The organism is Lujinxingia vulgaris (assembly GCF_007997005.1).
Lineage (GTDB): Bacteria > Myxococcota_A > Bradymonadia > Bradymonadales > Bradymonadaceae > Lujinxingia.
The window spans coordinates 1-15,987 of record NZ_VOSL01000032.1 but is presented as its reverse complement, the minus strand read 5'-3'; the positions used below and the strand labels follow the sequence as shown (position 1 = coordinate 15,987).

The following is a 15,987-nucleotide window of genomic DNA, read 5'->3' as shown; positions in this document are numbered from 1 at the left end:
GCCCGGCCTGCGCCGGCAGCGGCACCCGCGGCCGCGCCCCGGTCGTCGAGCTGATGCCCCTGACCGACCAACTCCGCGCCGCCCTGGCCGCCGACGAACCCTCCTCCGGCCTGCGCCAGGCCGCTGAAGCCTCCGGACTCACACCGCTCTCCGAGCGCGCCATCGACCTGGCCCGCCAGGGGGTGATCCCGCCGGAGGAGTTGGTGAATTTTCTCAATTAGGGGAGGGCGGGGGAGGGATGAGGGGATCTCACCGCGAGTTATAAAAAAAAATGAGGACTGGCAGGAGAAATCAGCACGTACCGCGGTGCATGTCCCGCTTCTGGCGAAAAATCGAGCCTGTACCGCCGTCGGAGGCGGTTGCTGCGCAAAAAACACACCTGTACCGCCGTACATCACCCTTTTCTGGCGAAAAATCGCACCTGCACCGCCGTCGGAGGCGGTTTCTGCGCGAGAACCGTACATGTACCGCCGTCGGAGGCGGTTTTTGCGCAGAAATCGCACTTGCACCGCCGTCGGCAGTCTTTCTCGCCAGTTCTGTAGTCGAGGGTGGTGACCAACGAGGCACGTCATGGACAACAATGCTCTCAGATGGCTTGAAGGCTGGTTCAAGGAAACATGCGACGGAGACCGCGAGCATGCCTATGGCATCATCATCGAAACCATCGACAACCTCGGTTGGTCGATGCATGTAGATTTAGCGGGAACTCCGCTCGTCGATACAACGACGCATCTCCCCCCTTCCATCACAGGATCTGACGATGACTAAATCGTGTTTCTAATAAATCACAACTCGGAGGACTCTCCGCGCTTTGCGGCATCCGGGGGAACGAGCAACCTTCCTTGAGATGATTGAAGGATTTCATAATTGGGTAGCTAAAGAGAGTTAACCACGACCGCTCAAACGTTACTCAATCTTTACCCACACCTGAAAATCCGACACCTCGCGACCAGGAGCCTACTTGAAACCCTACGCTCGCCTGGGCCCGGCCCTCTCGCTCGTCATTAAAATAGAAGCGCTAGAAAAACTCCGCGTTTGCTCACCCCAGACATTTGACCATCTTTATGAAAACCTCTTCGATGAAACAAAAGATCTGATTATCTTCTCCCCCTTCTTTGCGCTAGATCACGTCACCGCACACCTGGCAAATTGCGGACTAAGACAGGACCAAGACTATGTCACCATCGCCCACTCCGGCGGATTGCTCCCCGCGTGGTGCGATATTTATCTGGGTCTGAGTAGCGGCGATTATGAGCCAGACCCCATTCACATCTTCGCCGCGAACATTCTCGTCGTGTACCACCCTGACCTCGAATCCATACTAAGCAAAGCCGACCTGGCCGCCATCTCGCCAGACATCTCGCAAATGGTTTGCGGCAACCTCAGGGTGATAGGCTCACCCCACTCCCTTGCCCAACTGGAAGACGTTTTGGTTCAACGAGGGCTCACCTATTTCGTGGACTATTTCGACGTCAAAGAGAGCAAGGGCGGAGAGCCACGCGAGATCCAAGTGCCGGAATGGTGTCAGATTTATCTATCACGCTGTTAAAGGCGAAGATACAGTCAACACTAGACACGACAACTTTATGAACACTGAACCAGAAGAGCTACACGTTTTAACGAACAAATGGATGAAATTTGTACAGACTGTCGAACATGGCTACGCCTTTACCATTTATGACTATGAGAATGATTTATCGATTCGCGATCATTTACAGCGAATGTTTGTTGAAGTCGACTCGGACTCCGTCAGTGCTCTCATTCAACAAAGAGTTGAGGTGCTCGATGACGTATATCGTCGCGTCACAACCTTCGTTGAAGTTCCACCTTGGAAGCACTCCCGAGACAAGAGCGACCTGAGTTGGTGGTGGCACCGCATACCGAATAAGCTCGTGGGCGACCTGGCAGAAGACCTGAAAGACCTGTGATTTGCTCATGACCTCAACCACCACAGTATTTGTTCGCCTCCTCGCCGAAGGACTGGACGTCTGGCGTCCGGTTCCTGCGCAGCGCCTGGATGGTGACTATTTCCGACTCCTCAAACCGGACGACTTCGGTGGCGACGCTGAAATCTGGGAGTTTCCCCCGCACAGCGTTGTGCGCTGTGAACAGCTTTTTTTCGAAGGGGAATCCAAATGGATTGCTATCGCAACACCTCTCACTCCCTGACCCTGCCAACTCCCTTCAAACTCTGAATTTCATCAACGCGAAACAACTAATCGTCATTGACTCACATTAATCATTCTGAGAGCGATTATGTACATTCGAAACGCCCCACCCGTTCTCCAAGTTAAACTCGACGACGATGCGATTCACATCGAAAGAACCCCCTATGCCCTTCAAACCACCCTTTTCCATCGTAATCAGCCGGGGTTCATATTCATGCTTATCCTGGTGATGGCGGCGTTGATAGCCCTCTTTGATGTTTTGGACACCTACGGCTGGAGCGTATTTTCGGATGACTCCAATCTCGTCTATACTTTCATCATTCCGCTCACCCTACTCTTTCTGCCAATCATTGCCTCAGCCTACGCAAAAACAAAAACTGATCCTGTAGTGTGGACATTCAAACGTTCACCGGAATCCGCCACATTTCAGCAGGGGAGCCTCTGGCCGTTATTCTCAAAAAAGCCACGTTCCCTGCGTCAACCTACGTCGGTCGATCTCGGATCTACCGAACAAGGCGCCTCCTTCCGTACCCTGTTGAATATTAATTTATTTGAAAAAGATGTTCGAACACATGGCCTCGCGATCTACGACAGCCTTTTAGAAGCCCACGATGTATGCTTAACCCTTTCGGAACACATCTCCGATGTCAGCTATGAAAGTGGCCTCATTTCGCCACTAACTGCTAACGGCTCGACCAGCGAAACACCTGATAGCATGTCATCGGCTGAGTACCCGACGAGTTTTGACCTTCCTCCCCATCCAAAGGGACCGGCTATCTTCAGCGCCCTCTTCGGAAGTCTTTTTATTGTACCCCTCATCATGCTTGCAATTGTTTTAACTTTCAACCCCACCACAAACTTTAACGCTTTCACCCGTCCTCTTCTGGAGCAATCCATTCTTTTACCCTTCCTTATCATCGCCACGGTGAGCGGGTAATTTTTCGTCGTACTTTACCCCCTGGCAATTTACACATTTAAAGACCTCTTTCGCGCCTACGGATTTCGAAACCTGTTGATCGATGATGAAGGGCTCACGCTCGTCGAGTCCGGCCCACAATCAATTCTTCAACAGGTCCGAATTCCTTTTGAAGACGTCAGCGAACTCTTCATCAACCGCGGTGCGCTGGGGTCGTGGTTAGGCATGCTCGAAGACAACCATCTTGTAGTTCGCTGGAACACAGCGAGTTTCGCCGTCTTCGGGGACGGCCTGAGTATCGAGGAGCTTGCTGCGATCAAATCCGCCATCGAGCAGAAGCGCACGACCGGGTCTGATACCGCTTCCCTCAAGCCTTCAAGCATATTTTCGCTCTCGCCGGCCAGGGCGTAATTCCGCCGGAGGAACTGGTGGAATTTTTCTATTGAGGGAAATCAATAGGGCGGTTGCTGCGCAAAAAACACACCTGTACCGCCGTACAACACCCTTTTCTGGCGAAAAATCGCACCTGCACCACTGTCGGAGGCGGTTTTTGCGCAGAAATCGCACCTGCACCGCCGTCGGAGGCCTTTTTTGACCAGAAATCGCACCTGTACCGCCGTCGGCAGCGTTCTTTTCGCGAGAACTGTTCATGTACCGTCGGCGGCGGCGTTTCTCGCCCCCTCACCCCCAATCATACGTCACACAAAACTCCCAGATCCCCCTCCCCTGCGCGTCTTTCGTCGCCGAGCTTGAGAGATGGATCGAGACCTCCGGGTGTTTGGAGCCAAACGCCTTGCCGGAGCGCGCCATAAACGCTTGCAGATCCGCGGTGGTGGCACCCTCCAGGCCCGTGGCGTCGAAGTAGTAGTAGACCATATGGAAGCCATCGACGTTGGCCGCCTCCACGACCGCCACCCGACCGTCAGCCAACTCGATGGTTTTAGGAGGTTTGTCGGTGGCCAGCTCGCGGGTGCCGCCGGTGGGGTCGTCGGCGTCGGTGGGGCGGTTGCTGCGGTCGGGGATGAAGAAGCTCATGGTGTCTCCCGGGGTGAGTGTGAAAGAGTGTTCTCACCTCAGAGATAGCGAGGGGGCGGGCGATCTGCGGAACACTAGATGCTCGCATAACGATCGTTTGTCTGAGCGTCACCCGTAGGTCGGCCTGCTATATCAAGGGAGCGCTTCACACCGCGCTGGCCCCGTCCCGACGCTCAGGAGGACCTATGACGCACCCACTCACCCTCGACTCGCAAACCCGCGACCTGCTCTCCCCCGTAACCACACGCTGGTTCCACCAGAGCGAACTCGCCGCCGATCCCCTCACCGCCCGCCTCGTGGCCGCCGCCCTCGACCTCCGCGACGCGCCAGGACTTGAGCTCGACGACGACATCGCCTTCGCGGTGCTCGGCGCCTACTTCTGCCGTGCGCTGGAGGTCGCCACGGTCGATGGTGAGCGGCTTACGCGTTTTGATGACATCCCCGGCGGTCTGGACGACATCACGCTGGCGGTGCTGAAGGGGTATGCAACGCGCACGGCGTTTCGGCGCTATTGCGTCGACGGCGAGTCGCAGATTGGTGGGGCGATCCTCAACATCGTGGCGCGGCAGGTGGCGGGCAAAAAGGCGAATCGCTGGAGCTTTGACGCGTTGATTCAGGCCTATGGCGAGGAGGACTATGTGCCCTCCGAGGTGCATCGGCTCCACGACGCGCTGCCGGCCGAGGTGCGGATTCCCATCGGTTTCTAGGCGCGCCAGACCGCCCACTCAAACCTCCCAATTCACCAATAAATATAGCCACTTACACGACCTCCCAACCTCGTTCCTGGAGAACGCCACGTGACCTTACCTCTGATTAAAGAAACGCGATTCTACATCGTTGCCCACCACCGCGTTGTCGCGGTCCTTTACGGCGACACCTGGGCGATTTTGCCCATCGAACAAAAACCTTACCTGCTGGATCGGGGTTTTGTGTTTCTCCACCCGCTGAGCGTCTGGCTCGATCGTCTGGAGCCCGTCACGCTGCCCCGCGACCCCGTCGAAAACATATCGGAAACCACCTTTAAGGGGGCAGTCATCGATCATCGCCTCGCGCGCCTGGTCGACGAGCTCAAATGGACGGAGGAGCCTCGCAAAGACCCGCGATTTGCTGGCGAGTTTGAGGTTTTGCCCGATCTCTGGGGCGATGAGGAGGAATGATGCGCGCTGGTCTTCTCTTCACCATTCGCTACATCTCCCCCCTTTTTACCCTCCCCCTTTCGCGGTAGTCTGCAGACATTGACGACCCAGACCGGGGCAGACCACCCGCGCGCCACGCATCCGCGAACGCCCGGGCGCCCCACCCACTCGCCAGGAGGGAGGCGATGAAACAGGTCCTGATCACACTCGCCATCGTCGCGCTTATTGCGGTGATCGCCATCGTGCTCGCGTTGGATGCCCAACCCCAGTCTTCCGACACCGCCGAAGCCGGCTCCGCCGAAGCGAGCGAGGTGGAGGCGGCTGCGGGGGATTGACGCCTGAGCGGCACACGAGCTCGCCACACAAAAGAGCCGGCGCGGCCCCTCAAGGCCACGCCGGCGTTTTTTTGCTCTCGGCTTGCTCTCAACGAAAAGGCGCGTCGCTCAATCTTCTGGATTCGGCGCGGTGCCCCCGTAACGCTCCACAAGCTCGCCGTCCTCGTTGAGAATTCCGGCGTCGATCAGCGTCTGGCGCTGCTCCTCAGGGGTCATGGCGTCAAGCTCTTCCATTGCTCGCTCATGCCGCTTGTACTCTTCCGTCTTCCGGTAGTCGTAGTTGGCGAAGATGTCGTAGGGGTCTTTGCTCATCGTCTTGTCCTGCCCAAAGACGCATCAGGTGCTCCGAACGCTTCAATCCTCCGGATTGGGCGCGGTGCCCCCGTAACGCTCCACAAGCTCGCCGGCTTCGTTGAGAATCCCGGCATCGATCAGCGTCTGGCGCTTCTCTTCCCGTGTCATCGCTCGGACACGCGCCAACGCCCGTTCATGTCGCTTGTACTCCTCCGTCTTCCGGTAGTCGTAGTTCGCCATGAGATCGTAAGGGCTTTCACTCATTTCCTCCTCCTTCTCCAAAATGCGTGGTCGGCAAAAAGTATCCAATCACGCATTGAGGATCTCGCACACATATCTGGATGTGTGACTTCTCTCGAATCTTTGAACCGCTAAATGCTGCGGCACCTTCCTGAAAGACCCCGCGTAGCGTCTGATAATCGTAGGTGTCCTCAACGCCACTGTCCAACTGCCCCATGTACCAGTTGATGAGGGCACAATCGAGCTCTCGTAAGAGGAGGTCGTGGTCATCGTACGCCGCCGCTCGATTCACAGGCACGCTCCGACCCTCTTCCGAGATAATATCGCTGAAGTCACCATAGGCGACGCCCAGCTGCCGCGTGTGCTCCACATCCGTGAGGTCGAAACACCGTCCCAGATGAATGTAAGCACCCAGGACCGCGGGTTCCTCGACCTTGCCACGGCGCTTCTGTTCGTGGGCAAACTCCAGCGCGCGCCGGGGTGCGTGCTCCCAGAAGTAGACGCCCTTGCCGAGCCAGTCGTAGGTATTTTCGCTGGGGCGTAGATGTTGATGATTCTGCAAGACCTCGGCCGCCACAGCCTTATCGCAGCCGTGGTACCCGATGATCGTGCGTTGATAATCAAGTCGTTGAAATGAAGTCATCGCTCCTTCCTGAAAGCAGTTGCGTTCGGCGAGCCTACCTCTCTCTCATCGCTCGCCGCAGCCGAAGCCGCAACAGGAAACCAAATAAAATCAAAAACTTATCAGTCGCTCCGTTCATCGAGGTTCGCGGGGGCGCCCACGAGAGGCGCCCCTACGGGAGAGGTGGATTCGGTCATTCCCCTACCATGTCGTAGGGGCGGGTCTTGTGCCCGCCCCCTTCTCGATGTGTCGGTGTGTTGGGCCTTACACAAAGGCTTTTACGGGATCGGTGCTCGGGGGGCGAATGGGCGCCCACAAGGGGCGCCTCTACGAGATGGGAGCGGTATGTTGATGGGACGCAAGGGCTGACCATCGGCTGGAATAGTTCTCGGACCCAACCGTTGATCTTCCCCACCCACGCCTGTACAGATGTACCGGCATTCTGGCGCTTACCATTCATGTGAACACGCGCCGGATCACAGGTGGTGATGCGCCGGCGCAGAGTCGCCGTGGCGAAGCGGTGGTAAACCGGAATGACGTAGAGGTGTGGCCGTGCGTGAGTCCAAAACATTTGAGCTTGTGACCGAGTACTCGCCAGAGGGCGACCAGCCTACGGCGATCAAGCAGATGGTCGAGGGATTGCAGCGCGGGGAGCGCTACCAGACGCTGCTCGGCGCCACCGGCACGGGTAAGACCTTTGCGATCGCCAACACGGTGGCGCAGGTCAACAAACCCACCCTGGTCATGGCACCCAATAAGACGCTGGCCGCCCAGCTCTACGCGGAGTTCAAGGAGCTCTTTCCCCATAACGCGGTGGAGTATTTCGTAAGTTATTACGACTACTACCAGCCCGAGGCGTACATCCCCTCGACCGACACCTTCATCGAGAAGGACTCGGCGATCAACGACGCCATCGACCGCATGCGCCACTCCGCCACGCGCAGCCTCTTTGAGCGCAACGACGTGCTCATCGTGGCCTCGGTCAGCTGCATCTACGGCCTGGGGAGTGGCGAGGCCTATATGGGGATGTTGCTCTTTTTGGAGGAGGGCGACGAGGTGCGCCGCGACAGCGTGCTGGAGAAGTTGGTGGAGATGCAGTTCAAGCGTCGCGACATGGACTTCCACCGCGGTACCTTCCGGGTGCGGGGCGACGTGGTGGAGATCTTCCCGGCGCACGAGGAGGATAAGGCGATTCGCATCGAGTTTTTCGGCGATGAGGTGGAGGCGATCTACGAGATCGATCCTTTGCGCGGAAAGCGCCTGCGCCAGCTTGAGAAGATCGCCGTCTACCCCAACACGCACTACGCCGTGCTCCCCGAGAAGAAGAAGCTGGCGATGGAGTCCATCAAGGCCGAGCTGCGCGAGCGTTTAGAGGAGCTTGTGGCGCGCGGGATGCTGCTGGAGGCCCAGCGCCTGGAGCAGCGCACCCAGTTCGACCTGGAGATGATCGCGACGATGGGGTTCTGCAACGGGATTGAGAACTACTCGCGCCACTTCTCCGGTCGCGACCCGGGCGCCGCCCCGCCCTGTTTGTTCGACTACTTTCCCGACGATTACCTGCTGGTCATCGACGAGTCGCACGTCACCGTGCCGCAGATCGGCGGCATGTACCGCGGCGACCGCTCCCGCAAGACCACGCTGGTGGAGCACGGCTTTCGCCTGCCCAGCGCGATGGACAACCGCCCGATGAAGTTCGAGGAGTGGGAGAATCACATCAACCAGGTGATCTTCGTCTCGGCCACCCCGGGCGACTACGAGCTTGAGAAATGCGAGGGCGTGGTCGTCGAGCAGATCATCCGCCCGACCGGCCTTATCGACCCTGAGATCGAGATCCGCCCGGCCCTCGAGCAGGTCGACGACGTCTATGGCGAGATTCGCCAGCGCGTCGACGCCGGGGAGCGCGTCCTGGTGACCACGCTCACCAAACGCATGAGCGAAGATCTCACCGAATACCTCGAAGAGCTCGGCGTAAAAGTGCGCTACCTGCACAGCGACATCGACACCATTGAGCGCATGAACCTGATTCGCGACCTGCGAAAAGGCGTCTTCGACGTGCTCATCGGCATCAACCTTCTGCGCGAGGGCCTGGACATCCCCGAGGTCTCATTGGTGGCCATCCTCGACGCCGATAAAGAAGGCTTTTTGCGCTCGACGCGCAGCCTGATTCAGACCATCGGCCGCGCGGCGCGTAACTCCAAAGGCAAGGTCATCCTCTATGCCGACACCCTCACCCGCTCGATCAAAGAAGCGGTGGAGGAGACCAACCGCCGCCGCGAGATTCAGATGGCGTACAACGAGACCCACGGCATCACGCCGCGCACGATCAGCAAAAAGATCTCCGATCTGGAGCAGCACGTGCCGCCGGATCCGGACGCCGCCCCCGACGCCAGCCCTTACGCCAAAGCCGCCGCGCTGCTCGACGACACCTCCGGCGTGTTGAGCCCCGGTGCCGAGGAGACCCCGCAGCTGTTGGAGAAACGCATCGAGAAGTTGCGCGAAGCGATGAAGGTCGCCGCCCGCGAGCTGCGTTTTGAAGATGCCGCGAAGTTGCGCGATGAGCTGAGGGCGGTTCAGGCGAGGTTTTTGGGGGTGGGTTAATCAGGTCGATCGGGTGCCAGGCGTTCGATCACATTACCTAAGATCGGGTGCCAGGCGTTCGATCTTCTTGACCGTGATCGGGTGCCAGGCGTTCGATCTTCTTGCCCACGATCGGGTGCCAGGCGTTCGATCACATTGCCCACGATCGGGTGCCAGGCGTTCGATCACATTGCCCATGATCGGGTGCCAGGCATTCGATCTTCTTGCCCGCGATCGGGTGCCATGATCGGGTGCCAGGCATTCGATCTTCTTGCCCGCGATCGGGTGCCAGGCATTCGATCACGCCGATCCTGCGCAGATCAAAAAAAACACCCTAAACCATTGATACCATTGTCGTTTCCGACGAAATCAAAGCAACAACTTCAACGCCGGCGCCTCCTCGAACTCCCTTACCCAGCCCGCATCCTCGCAGCCTTCGAGCAGCGTTTGGGCGCTGACGCCAAGCGTGGGGTGATGAAGCTCGGCGGCGATGTCGCAGAGGGGCACGAGCACAAAGGCGCGCTCGGCGATCGCCGGGTGGGGCAGGGTCAGCCGGGGATGATCGAGGATCTGGTCCTCATAAAACAATAGATCCAGATCAATCGCCCGCGGCCCCTTCGGCTGCAGCCTCACTCGCCCCATCGCGCGCTCGATGGCGAGCAGGCCGTCGAGAAGATCCAGGGGCGCAAGCTCGGTGAAGAGCTCGGCGCAGGCGTTTAAAAAGAGCGGTTGGTCCTCGACAATGCGCGGCTGCGTCTCATAAAAGGCGCTGAGCGCGCCCAGGCGGCTGCGGGGCAGGTGGTCGAGGGCGTCGAGCGCGCGCTTGAGCGCCAGGGCCCGGTCGCCCAGGTTGGTGCCCAGCGCCACGATCGCCCGGGAAGGGTTTGGGGCTGTGGTGAGTTTGCTCAACGTCTCGCTGCTCCCGAGCTCAAAACGAGGACGCCATGTCTGGCACCCTGATGACTGAATTCATGACGCGACCACGACATCATCGACATCATCGACATCGTCGAACGACCGGTCGCGCGCTCAGCCTGGCGCTTCTGGGCGCCATCGCCCTGGCCACCGCCGGCTGCTCGGAAGCAGACCTACCAGAGGCGGACTCGCTTGTGTACTTAAGCCCCTGGTCCGGCCGCGACTTGCAGGCCGAGCCGGCCCGCGCCTCCTCGCCAGCGCTTCTCTCGGAGGCCGAGCGCGCCAATTACAGAGAAATCGCCGACAGCTTTGTGCAAAACGCCCCCTCGCTGCTCACCCGCGCCGATGTGGTGCAGCGCCTGGAGTCCATCGAGCAGGTTTTTTTGCTCACCGGGCGTTATATGGAGCTTGTGGCGCTCTACCAGGACGCGGTGGAGGCCGGTGGCGCTTTGTCTCCGGCCGCGCCGGCCCTGGCCTGGAGCTATGTGCAGCTCGGCCAGGAGGCCCAGGCCCGCGAGCTCATCGACCAGCTCAAAACCACGCGTGGCAATGAGGCGGTGGTGCACGTGCTCGACGCCAGCCTGAACCTCGCGCAGATGGAGCGCGATAGCTCGGCGGCCGCCCGGGCGCTGGCGTCGTTTCAACGCGCTCGCCAGCTCGACCCGGCCTTCGGCCCCTTCCGCGGGCTCAACGCCGCGGGCATCGCCGAGCAGATCAACCGGCTGGAAGCCCGCCAGGCCCGCACCACCGGGGCCACCCAGAACGCCGTGAGCAGCGCAAACACCGAAAACACCGCACAGAATAACGCCGAGGCGCAACCCCCGGTCGCGCAAAACCAGGTCGCGCAAAACCAGCCCGCAGCGGAGCAGAGTTCGGGCGAAGACACCCAACCCCCGGTCGCTCAAAGTCCGGTCGCGCAAAACGAACTTCCCACCGCGCAACCCCCGGCCGCGCAGAACCCGCTCGCTGTGGGACAGCCTCCGACGGCGCAAAACTCGGCCGTGCTTCAGCCCTCCGCCCCCGGTCCGCAGCAGCAGGCCGCGATCATGGTCGCCGACGGCCAGATCACGATGGCCCGCGGCGAGGCGCATTTTGAAGAGGCCCAGCGCTACTTCCGCCGCGCCCTGGAGTTTGAGCCCAATAACATCGCCGCCGGCCTGGGACTCTTGCAGATCGCCTCGCGCTCGGGCGCGCCCGACGAGATGGTGCGCAGCCAGATCGAACTCTTAAATCGGCAGCCCGATCTCAACGCCCGGCAGGCTTACGAGCTGGCGATGATCGCCCTGCGGCGCTTGAATGATCGCCCTCTCGCGACTAGCTTGCTGCAAAAGGTCCAGGATTTGGACCCACGCTACGCCGAACGGGTTGGCGTCGACGCGCTTCTGACGCCTTGACCTGATCGTTTGGCATCACACACACGCTCACGTTTCAGGAGCTTTTATGTCCGACCTCAACGCGGTCGTCGCCGACGACAAAGTCGTCATCTTCCATTACACCCTGACCGACAAAGAGGGCGAAGTCCTCGACTCCTCCGAAGGTCAGGAGCCCATGGCTTACCTCCACGGCGCCGGCAACATCGTGCCCGGCCTGGAGAGCCAGATGACTGGCAAAAAGGTCGGCGACGCCTTCAAAGCCGAGGTCGCCCCGGCCGAGGGTTATGGCGAGAAGCAGGGCCCCGGCCCGCAGCCCGTCGAGCGCAGCGCCTTCCCCCCCGGCGCCGAGATCCACGAAGGCATGATGTTCGCCGCCCAGATGCCCGACGGCTCTCAGATGCCCCTGTGGGTTGTGGGCATCGAAGGCGACAAGATCATGGTCGACAACAACCACCCCCTGGCCGGTGAGACCCTCTTCTTCGACGTGAAGATCGAGGGCATCCGCGACGCCAACGCCTCGGAGCTCGACCACGGGCACCCGCACGGCATCGACGGCACCCACTCGCACTGAGTCGGGCCCCCGGCACAGCCGGAATCGATCGATCAAAAAACGAACGCTGCCCCCCGGCAGCGTTCGTTTTTTTCGTTCAGGGAGAAGGGTGCAACGCGCGCCAGAGGTTGCGCAGAAAGTTGCAACGCGACCACACCCCACAAAAGACCAATAAAATCAGCCCCTTATAAAAGAAACCCCGACCCCATTGAGGCGCCGGGGTCAGGTCGAAACACCTTAAAGCGTGGGCAGCGCAGGCGGCCCCACATCGAGCGATTCGCAGTGGGTGGCCTCGATCATGCCGCGGACCACACCGCCCTCGGACGTATCACCCGCCACGAAAAGTTTTAAAAATCCCTCGGGCTGGGCCTCGCCCACACAGCTCTCGCAGATCTCGGCCTCAAAGAGGGTGAGCTGCGGGGTGCCCTCGCTGCGAAGGAGCGGCGGGTTGGCCTCCGGCGGCACAAAGTCGCCCATATAATCAAAAATAATCAGCTGCGCGTCTTCCGCCGCAGGCTCCCCCTCCTCGTCGAGGTAGACGCCCTGCACGAGCATGTTGCGATCCGGAGAGGCGCTCTCTTCGGTGGGGCAGCCCTCATCGCCGCCCTCCACCACCTCGATGTAGAGCTCGGTGCGCCCGGTCTCTGTGGCGTCGGCGTGGGTCAGGCCAAAATAGGCGCGCGAGAAGGTGTAGCTCTCCTCGTTCACCACGAGCACCGGCGTCGTCTCGGTGGGCTCCACCCGCGCGCCATCCCCCGTCGAGATATCCACTTCCATGGGCGCTTCGCCGGCATCGGGACTACCGGCGTCGGGCTCGTTGGTGTCGGGGGAATCGGAGGTATCGCCACAGGCCAGAAGGCCAGCCAACAGGGCGATCAGCGGCCAGCGAAGCGGGGTTGAGCGGGGTGGGTTCATGCCGTCTCCAGAAAAAACGAAAAGGTTTGCACAAAAATCGTCGGCGCCTTCGACCAAGGGTTTGAGGCCTCCATCGAGGGGCGCTCGTCATTGTGTGAAAAAGCGGGCGAAAAATCGACCGCCCGACCCACTTCTTCTGGAGGTCGACCATGTTGCATGTGCTCAAGCTGTTGATGATGGTAGCGATGATGCTCTTCTCAAGCGCCTGCTTGATTGTCGAAGAGGGCCACACCTGGGGTGGCGACGGCGAAGTCGGCTGCGAGTGCGACCGCGACAGCGACTGCTTCAGCGGCGTCTGTGAGGACGATGTCTGCGCCGAGGCCGAGTGCACCTGGAGCTCGGATTGCGACGCGGACGAGCGCTGCGTCAGCGGCCGCTGCCGCGACAGCGACGATGATGGTGACGATGGCTATGACGTCGGCCCCGGCGATGATGACGCCGACGCCGGCGATGACGTCGGCCCCGGCGATGATGGCTCAGACGCTGGCGATGATGCCGGTGGTGACGGCGCTGACACCGGCGATGACGACTGCCCTGTCGAGGATGATGGCCAGCCCGGCTGCGGCCCGCTCGACGGCTGTGTGCTCAACAACGAGTGCCCCTTCGGCGCGTTGTGCCTCGACGGGCGCTGCCAGGTCACCTGCACCGACGATCTGCACTGCCCCACCTCCGAGGTCTGCCAGGATGGCATCTGTCAGCCCGACCGCGACGGCGGCGACCAATGCGTCTACGACGCGGATTGCGGCGAAGGGCGCTGCATCAACGGCTTCTGCCTGGATCGCTGTGAGAGCGACGCGGCCTGCGGCGATGGCGAGTACTGCCGCAGCGGGGTCTGCCGCCCCGACCACCGCCCCGGGCCGCAGTGCCGCGTGGGCTCCGACTGCAACCCGGACGAAGACTGCGTCAACGCGCGCTGCCGCTCGGCCTGCACCTGCGATGAGGACTGTGAGCTTATCGGCGGCGCCGGTGACACCTGCGTGGAGGGCTACTGCGTGGCCGCCCACGAGAGCAACCCGGAGTGCACTCTGAGCGGCGACTGCGCAGATAACTCGCGCTGCCTCGACGGATTGTGCGTACCCTTCTAAGAGACGCCCTGCCCGGGTGTCGGCAAAAGTGTAACCGCTTGCAACGCTTCGGACTTTCTCCGAAGATCCGCCGGCACCCGGTGCGACCCGATGGATTGACCGACCCGAGCCGCTTTTATGGCCCAGACCGAACCGCAGTTTGATGTCGACGCGACGTTGATCACCCGCGCAGCCGCCGGGGATCGCGTCGCGTTTCGGCAGCTCTATGAGCGCCACGTCGGCTATGTGGCGCATCATGTGGGGCGGCTGGTCGGGCCCCGAGGCGATCTGGAAGACGTGGTGCAGGAGGTCTTTGTGCAGGTGCACCGCTGCCTGCCCGACTACCGCGGCGACTGCACCTTTACGACCTGGCTCTACCGGGTCTCGCGCAATGTGGCCATCGATCATCTTCGGCGGCGCAAAAAGACCGTCTCGCTCGACGACTGGCGCCCGCTGCGCCAGTCCGGAAGCTCCTGGCGGAGGCTGGAAGCCCGCGATCAGCTGCGCGGCCTCTACGCCGCCATGGAAAAGATGCCTCTGGATCATCGCGAAGCCTTTGTGCTCTACGAGATCGAGGGCATGAAGTTGCGCGAGATCGCCGACTTAACGGGCGATCCGCTCAACACAGTGGCCTCTCGGGTGCGCCGCGCGCGTCAGGATCTGCGCGAGGTGCTCGAAGCCACTCAACGTGGAGAGCGGCCATGAGCAGCAGTGAGCTCTGCAAAAAGATCCAGATCGACGCCTTCGATCTGCGCCGCGGGGAGCTCTCCGGAAGCGATCTGGCCACGCTGGATGCGCACGTGGAGCATTGCGCCGGCTGCCGCGACTACGTCGAGCGCCTGGGCGATATGCTCGATGAGGCCACCATCTGGGATCCGGCCGATCCGGTGCCTTTTGACGCCGACGCCCTCTTCTCGCGCATTGAAATGACGCTGGACTCGCCAGACCCCGGGGTAACTCGCGGCGACGACGCGCGCCTGGGCTCCCCTGGCGAAGCCTGGCCGGCCGCCCCGCCCCCTGGCGAGCGCCCGGCCCATCGTCTCACGCCCACCGGCCGCATCGGCCCCCCTCCGAGTGGCGCGTCTTCAAAAGCAACCTCCAGCGAAGACGACACGCCGTCGCGCCGCAGCGCCTCGGCCGCCCACCTGATCATCGCGCTTGCCGCCGCGCTGGTGGCCTTTCTGGCCTGGCCGCTGATCTTCTCGGGCTGGGTCGACGCGCCCGACTCGCCAGATGCAGCGAGCGAGGGGGTCGCTTCTCGCCACGAGACTGCTGAGGCGATGAGCGCCGGGGTGCCTGACACAAAGGCACCGGCCGCCGCACCGTCGACCGAGGCCGCCGAGAGCGCGCCCACCCTGGAGCTCGACGCGCTGCGCCTCTTCGCCTCCGACGACGCCCGCTGGGGCATCTCGGTGCTGGAGCAGGGCTGGGAGATCGAGGCCCGCCAGGGCACGCTCGTGCTGGAATTCTTGCCCACCGAGGATCAGACCCTGCAGGTGCGCTTCCCCGGCGGAGAGGCCACCGTGGTGGGGACGGCCTTTTATGTGGACGCCGACCAGTCGGAGCTCGGCGTGATCACTGGCGAGGTGGTGGTGCGCGAGGAGGAGGGCAGTGAGGACGAGGCGGTGCTCGGTGGAAGCGCCTGGGCCGAAGGGACGCAGCGCCCCATCCCCCCCACACGCTGGGAGTCGGTGACCACCCACGTCGACCCGGAGAGCCACCGCGCCCGTCAGGCCCTCGCCAGAGAGGCCGCCCTGGCGCGCGCCAGCGCCCGGCCTCCGGTCGACGATCCTGTCGCCGACCCGGGCGCCGATCCGGGCGCCGCATCGGCCCGCAGCACCGGCGCC

The 15,987-nt window shown here is 61.4% G+C and carries 21 protein-coding genes and 1 pseudogene; 16 read left to right on the top strand and 6 right to left on the bottom strand.

Annotated elements, in window-relative coordinates; genetic code table 11:
* The 7 genes and pseudogenes from FRC96_RS21875 to FRC96_RS06970 form a co-directional block, all read left to right on the top strand.
* Window positions 1–221 (top strand): annotated as a pseudogene (locus tag FRC96_RS21875) (type II/IV secretion system protein); the annotation flags it as partial.
* A 349-nt stretch (window positions 222–570) separates the two neighbouring features.
* A complete protein-coding gene (locus tag FRC96_RS06995) occupies window positions 571–768 on the top strand; it encodes an Imm53 family immunity protein (RefSeq protein WP_146973791.1) in 198 nt (65 codons plus the stop codon).
* 193 nt (window positions 769–961) lie between these two features.
* Entirely contained in the window at window positions 962–1,549 is a 588-nt protein-coding gene (locus tag FRC96_RS06990) for a hypothetical protein (protein ID WP_146973790.1), read from the top strand.
* Between the two features lie 37 nt (window positions 1,550–1,586).
* Window positions 1,587–1,928 (top strand): hypothetical protein, encoded by a 342-nt coding sequence (locus FRC96_RS06985; RefSeq protein ID WP_146973789.1) that lies wholly within the window; start codon window positions 1,587–1,589, stop codon window positions 1,926–1,928.
* Between the two features lie 7 nt (window positions 1,929–1,935).
* Window positions 1,936–2,169: a hypothetical protein gene (locus tag FRC96_RS06980; protein ID WP_146973788.1), complete on the top strand. Its 234-nt coding sequence runs from the start codon at window positions 1,936–1,938 to the stop codon at window positions 2,167–2,169.
* A gap of 87 nt (window positions 2,170–2,256) precedes the next feature.
* Entirely contained in the window at window positions 2,257–3,105 is an 849-nt protein-coding gene (locus FRC96_RS06975; protein WP_146973787.1) for a hypothetical protein, read from the top strand.
* Window positions 3,106–3,180: 75 nt separating this feature from the next.
* Complete coding sequence (locus FRC96_RS06970) at window positions 3,181–3,495, top strand: hypothetical protein (protein ID WP_146973786.1); 315 nt, start codon at window positions 3,181–3,183, stop codon at window positions 3,493–3,495.
* A gap of 270 nt (window positions 3,496–3,765) precedes the next feature.
* Here the strand turns inward: FRC96_RS06970 and FRC96_RS06965 are convergent, their stop codons facing one another.
* Entirely contained in the window at window positions 3,766–4,119 is a 354-nt protein-coding gene (locus FRC96_RS06965; protein ID WP_146973785.1) for a hypothetical protein, read from the bottom strand.
* Between the two features lie 185 nt (window positions 4,120–4,304).
* Between FRC96_RS06965 and FRC96_RS06960 the strand changes: the two genes are divergently transcribed.
* The 3 genes from FRC96_RS06960 to FRC96_RS21870 all read left to right on the top strand — a co-directional run bounded on the left by FRC96_RS06960 (window position 4,305) and on the right by FRC96_RS21870 (window position 5,590).
* Window positions 4,305–4,826 carry a hypothetical protein gene (locus tag FRC96_RS06960; RefSeq protein ID WP_146973784.1) on the top strand — a complete coding sequence of 174 codons (522 nt, stop codon included), beginning with the start codon at window positions 4,305–4,307 and terminating at the stop codon, window positions 4,824–4,826.
* Between the two features lie 90 nt (window positions 4,827–4,916).
* On the top strand, window positions 4,917–5,276 hold the full coding sequence (locus FRC96_RS06955) for a hypothetical protein (RefSeq protein WP_146973783.1): 360 nt from the start codon (window positions 4,917–4,919) through the stop codon (window positions 5,274–5,276).
* A 164-nt stretch (window positions 5,277–5,440) separates the two neighbouring features.
* Complete coding sequence (locus tag FRC96_RS21870; RefSeq protein ID WP_230469959.1) at window positions 5,441–5,590, top strand: hypothetical protein; 150 nt, start codon at window positions 5,441–5,443, stop codon at window positions 5,588–5,590.
* Between the two features lie 108 nt (window positions 5,591–5,698).
* Here FRC96_RS21870 and FRC96_RS06950 read toward each other — a convergent pair whose 3' ends face one another.
* From FRC96_RS06950 to FRC96_RS06940, 3 genes are read right to left on the bottom strand one after another with little or no spacing between them, the layout of a single operon-like run.
* Entirely contained in the window at window positions 5,699–5,902 is a 204-nt protein-coding gene (locus FRC96_RS06950) for a hypothetical protein (RefSeq protein WP_146973782.1), read from the bottom strand.
* A 42-nt stretch (window positions 5,903–5,944) separates the two neighbouring features.
* Entirely contained in the window at window positions 5,945–6,148 is a 204-nt protein-coding gene (locus FRC96_RS06945) for a hypothetical protein (protein WP_146973781.1), read from the bottom strand.
* The gene (locus FRC96_RS06940; protein ID WP_146973780.1) at window positions 6,141–6,767 is read right to left on the bottom strand and encodes a hypothetical protein; all 627 of its coding nucleotides are present in this window, start codon (window positions 6,765–6,767) and stop codon (window positions 6,141–6,143) included. Before FRC96_RS06940 ends, FRC96_RS06945 begins: the two co-directional genes overlap by 8 nt.
* Before the next feature lie 531 nt (window positions 6,768–7,298).
* On the opposite strand from FRC96_RS06940, the gene uvrB reads away from it, so the two are divergent.
* Entirely contained in the window at window positions 7,299–9,344 is a 2,046-nt protein-coding gene (gene uvrB, locus FRC96_RS06935) for an excinuclease ABC subunit UvrB (protein WP_146973779.1), read from the top strand.
* Between the two features lie 348 nt (window positions 9,345–9,692).
* Here the strand turns inward: uvrB and folK are convergent, their stop codons facing one another.
* Window positions 9,693–10,232: a 2-amino-4-hydroxy-6-hydroxymethyldihydropteridine diphosphokinase gene (gene folK / locus FRC96_RS06930; RefSeq protein WP_146973778.1), complete on the bottom strand. Its 540-nt coding sequence runs from the start codon at window positions 10,230–10,232 to the stop codon at window positions 9,693–9,695.
* A gap of 62 nt (window positions 10,233–10,294) precedes the next feature.
* Between folK and FRC96_RS06925 the strand changes: the two genes are divergently transcribed.
* Window positions 10,295–11,632, top strand: coding sequence for a hypothetical protein (locus FRC96_RS06925; RefSeq protein ID WP_146973777.1), 1,338 nt, complete (start codon window positions 10,295–10,297; stop codon window positions 11,630–11,632).
* A 46-nt stretch (window positions 11,633–11,678) separates the two neighbouring features.
* Complete coding sequence (locus tag FRC96_RS06920; RefSeq protein ID WP_146973776.1) at window positions 11,679–12,182, top strand: FKBP-type peptidyl-prolyl cis-trans isomerase; 504 nt, start codon at window positions 11,679–11,681, stop codon at window positions 12,180–12,182.
* 216 nt (window positions 12,183–12,398) lie between these two features.
* Here the strand turns inward: FRC96_RS06920 and FRC96_RS06915 are convergent, their stop codons facing one another.
* Window positions 12,399–13,076 carry a hypothetical protein gene (locus tag FRC96_RS06915; protein ID WP_146973775.1) on the bottom strand — a complete coding sequence of 226 codons (678 nt, stop codon included), beginning with the start codon at window positions 13,074–13,076 and terminating at the stop codon, window positions 12,399–12,401.
* A 149-nt stretch (window positions 13,077–13,225) separates the two neighbouring features.
* On the opposite strand from FRC96_RS06915, the gene FRC96_RS06910 reads away from it, so the two are divergent.
* The 3 genes from FRC96_RS06910 to FRC96_RS06900 form a co-directional block, all read left to right on the top strand.
* Entirely contained in the window at window positions 13,226–14,161 is a 936-nt protein-coding gene (locus tag FRC96_RS06910; protein WP_146973774.1) for a DUF7107 domain-containing protein, read from the top strand.
* 117 nt (window positions 14,162–14,278) lie between these two features.
* Window positions 14,279–14,845 (top strand): RNA polymerase sigma factor, encoded by a 567-nt coding sequence (locus FRC96_RS06905; RefSeq protein WP_146973773.1) that lies wholly within the window; start codon window positions 14,279–14,281, stop codon window positions 14,843–14,845.
* Window positions 14,842–15,987: zf-HC2 domain-containing protein (locus FRC96_RS06900; RefSeq protein ID WP_230469958.1), on the top strand; the 1,146-nt coding region annotated here is incomplete at its 3' end. The genes FRC96_RS06905 and FRC96_RS06900, both read left to right, overlap by 4 nt.